3 protein-coding genes are annotated in these 3,759 nt (G+C 70.2%); 1 reads left to right on the top strand and 2 read right to left on the bottom strand.

Annotated elements, in window-relative coordinates:
- Window positions 1–206, bottom strand: a 206-nt coding sequence (locus ACFDTC_RS17195) for an aminopeptidase P family N-terminal domain-containing protein (protein ID WP_375260105.1), incomplete at its 3' end; no start/stop codon positions are given.
- A 190-nt stretch (window positions 207–396) separates the two neighbouring features.
- Between ACFDTC_RS17195 and ACFDTC_RS17190 the strand changes: the two genes are divergently transcribed.
- Complete coding sequence (locus tag ACFDTC_RS17190; RefSeq protein WP_375260104.1) at window positions 397–1,767, top strand: glutamate--cysteine ligase; 1,371 nt, start codon at window positions 397–399, stop codon at window positions 1,765–1,767.
- An 85-nt stretch (window positions 1,768–1,852) separates the two neighbouring features.
- Here the strand turns inward: ACFDTC_RS17190 and ggt are convergent, their stop codons facing one another.
- The gene (ggt, locus tag ACFDTC_RS17185) at window positions 1,853–3,439 is read right to left on the bottom strand and encodes a gamma-glutamyltransferase (RefSeq protein ID WP_375260103.1); all 1,587 of its coding nucleotides are present in this window, start codon (window positions 3,437–3,439) and stop codon (window positions 1,853–1,855) included.
- Window positions 3,440–3,759 lie beyond the last annotated feature (320 nt).

Raw genomic sequence — 3,759 nt, 5'->3', positions numbered from 1 at the left:
GCGGCCGCCTGTTCGGCGTTGACCGAGGGCACGACGAACTCGGCCATGTCCGCGCCGATCACCAGCAGCGTCAGGCGTTCGTCGGGATGCGGGTGCCAGCCCAGCATCCAGTGCATGTGCGCCCCCGGCCCCAGCGCCAGCAGGTCGATGCCCCCCTCGGCCATCGCGCCGCGCACCGCGTCCAGTCGATCGTCCAGCCTTCCCATCGCGTCCCTCGTGCTTGCCTGCGCCGATCTGTGCACCGCCGCCGCGCGGCCGCAACCCGGTTTCCGCGGGCCGGCCGCGACCGGACACCCGTCATTCCCGCACCCTTGTGGCGCGGGCGCGCACATTGACACGGGCCGCCTTTCCGCCCATCCAGACGGTCGCGGCAGGAACCACCGGAGCAGGCCAGACATGTCGATCCCTCAATCCGGCGGCGGGCCGATCGAGCACCAGGGCCAGCTGGCCGAGTATCTCGCCGCGGGCTGCAAGCCGAAGGACCAGTGGCGCATCGGGACCGAGCACGAGAAGTTCGGCTATTGCAAGGACAGCCACCGTCCCCTGCCCTACGAGGGCAAACGCTCGATCCGGGCGGTGCTGGAAGGTCTGCGCGACCGCCACGGCTGGACCGAGGTGCGCGAGAACGGCAAGATCATCGGCCTCGAGAAGGACGGCGCCAACGTCAGCCTGGAGCCCGGCGGACAGCTGGAACTGTCGGGCGCGCCGCTCGAGACGATCCACCAGACCTGCGACGAGGTGAACGCGCATCTGGGCGACGTGAAGGACATCGCCGACGAGATCGGCGTGGGCTTCATCGGCCTCGGCGCCGCGCCGGAATGGTCGCACGACGACATGCCGCTGATGCCCAAGGGGCGCTACGCGCTGATGGACGGCTACATGCAGAAGGTCGGCACGTCCGGCACCACCATGATGCGCCGCACCTGCACGGTTCAGGTGAACCTCGACTTCGGATCCGAGGCCGACATGGTCCAGAAGCTGCGCGTGGCACTGGCGCTGCAGCCGGTCGCCACCGCGCTGTTCGCGAATTCGCCCTTCTTCGAGGGCAAGCCCAACGGCCACAAGTCCTGGCGCGCCCGGGTGTGGCGACACCTCGACGACGCGCGCACCGGCATGCTGCCCTTCGTCTTCGACGACGGCTTCGGGTTCGAGGCTTGGGTGGACTACGTGCTCGACGTGCCGATGTACTTCGTCTACCGCGACGGCCGCTACATCGACGCGCTGGGACAAAGCTTCCGCGATTTCCTGAAGGGCGAGCTGCCGGCGCTGCCGGGCGAGATCGCCACGCTGTCGGACTGGGCCGACCACCTGACCACGGTGTTCCCCGAGGCGCGCGTGAAGAAGTTCATCGAGATGCGCGGCGCCGATGGCGGACCGTGGCGGCGGCTGTGCGCGCTGCCAGCCTTCTGGGTGGGGCTGGTCTACGACCAGGGCGCGCTCGACGCGGCTTGGGATCTGGTCAAGGGGTGGGACGCCGAGACGCGCGAGGCTTTACGCGTCGCCGCGTCCGTCGACGGGCTGCAGGCGCAGGTGAACGGCATCTCGATGCACGAGCTGTCGCGCGAGGTGCTCGCGATCGCCGAGGCCGGCCTGAAGGCCCGCGCGCGTCCCGGGGCCGGCGGCCTTGTCCCGGACGAGACGCATTTCCTCAACGCGCTGAAGGAAAGCGTCGAAAGCGGCGAGGTTCCCGCGGACGAGCTGCTGCGCCGCTACCACGGCGACTGGAACGGCGACCTGTCGCGCATCTACGACGAATACAGCTACTGATCGCTGTCGCGGCCAACCGGCCGGCGCGGGCGGATGCGAAAGGGGGCGGCACCGGGCCGCCCCCTTGTCGTTCGGCCCCTGCGCGTCAGTAGCCCAGCGCGCAGCCGTCCTTGCGCGGGTCGGACGCGCCTTCCAGCACGCCGTTCTCGTGGATGCGGATCGCCTGCGCGCCGCCGATGGCGACCTTCGGGGTCTCGATCTGGTGGCCCATCTCGGCCAGTTCGGCGCGCACCGCGTCGGAATAACCCCGCTCCAGCTGCAGCACGCCCTTCTCGGCGAAGCTGCGCGGCGCATCCAGTGCGGCCTGCGGGTCCATGCCGAAGTCGATCACGTTCGACAGCACGCGCGCGTGGCCGTTGGGCTGGTACTGGCCGCCCATCACGCCGAACGGCATGGTGACGCGGCCGCCCTCGCGCAGGATCGCGGGGATGATCGTGTGCATCGGCCGCTTGCCGCCCTTCATCTCGTTCGGATGCCCCTCGGCCAGGCTGAAGCCCGCGCCGCGGTTCTGGAACAGGATGCCGTACTTGTCCGACGCGATCCCCGAGCCGAAGCCGTGGAAGATCGAGTAGATCAGCGACACCGCCGTCCGGTCGCGGTCGACCACGGTGATGTAGATCGTGTCCTTGTGCACCGCCTCGGACAGCGCCGTCGGCGTGGTGGCCATGGCGCGCTTGGGGTCGATCAGCGCGGCCAGCTTCTGCGCGGTCTCGAGGCTTGCGAGATGCTCGAACCGGCCGCCCATGTGGTCGGGATCGGCCAGGAAGCGGTTGCGCGCGTCGTAGGCCAGCTTGGCGGTCTCGGCCTCGATATGCGCGCGCTGCGCGCCGAACGGATCCATCGACGCGATGTCGAACTGCGCCAGCATGTTCAGCATCAGCTGCGCGATCACGCCCTGCCCGTTGGGCGGATGCTCGAGCAGCTCGCGTTCCTTGTAGGTGGCGCTGATCGGGTCGGCGATCGTGCAGGAGACGGCCTTGAAGTCGTCCTCGGTGTGCAGGCCGCCCAGCGCGTTCAGCGTGGCCACCATGTCCTGCGCGACCTCGCCTTCGTAGAAACCGCGGCGTCCGTCCTTCGCGATGCGGCGCAGCACCTCGGCCTGGCCGGGCAGGCGGAACATGTCGCCCACCACCGGGCGCGAGCCGTCGGGGCGCATGAAGTGCCGCCGGCCGCTGTCGGAGAGCACGTCCTCGCTGTCCTCCCAGTCGAAGGCGACGCGCGGGCTAACCGGCACGCCATCCTCCATGTAGCGGATCGCGGGGGCGAGGCTGTCGGCGAGGCCCAGCTTGCCCCAGCGCTCGGACATGGTGCAGAACGCGTCGATGGCGCCGGGGATCGTCACAGCGTGCGCCGATTGCAGCGGCACGGTCTCGTGCCCCTGCTCTCGCAGGATGGCCGCGTCGGCCGCGGCGGGCGCGCGGCCCGAGCCGTTGACCGCGATCACGTCGTCGCCCCCGGCGGGCGAGATCAGTGCGAAGCAGTCGCCGCCGATCCCGGTCATCTGCGGCTCGGCCAAGCCCAGGACGATGGCGCCGGCAATGGCCGCGTCGACGGCGTTGCCGCCCTGTTTCAGAATGTCGATCGCCGCGCCCGCCGCCAGCGGGTGCGACGTCGCGCACATCCCGTTGGTCGCCAGAACGGCCGAACGGCCCGGTTGTTGAAAGTCCCGCATCCACGCTCTCCCCTGTCGCTGGCGCGCATCTTAGGCACGCGCGGGGGGTAGTCAAACGGGTGGCTCAAGCGCGGGGCGGAAGGCGCACGCGCATGTGCGATTCCTCGGCGCCCCGCGCGGTGGGGGCCGTTTCGACGGGGCGCCGAGGGAAGCCTTGCCGGCTACGCGTCCGGGTATCGCCGGCGAATCCGGCGCGAAGATGTCGCGCGACCGGTCATTTCCGGGCGCCGCCGGCACCGGAGAGTGGAATCACCAGGTCCAGCCGGTTCTCGCCGGCCCGGCGCGCGAAGCCGACGTCGTGGCACAGCCGGTGGATCAAC

Origin of the sequence: Citreimonas sp., assembly GCF_042096055.1 — a bacterium.
GTDB lineage: Bacteria > Pseudomonadota > Alphaproteobacteria > Rhodobacterales > Rhodobacteraceae > Citreimonas.
The sequence above is the reverse complement of the archived record's forward strand: the minus strand, read 5'-3'. Positions and strand labels throughout refer to the sequence as shown.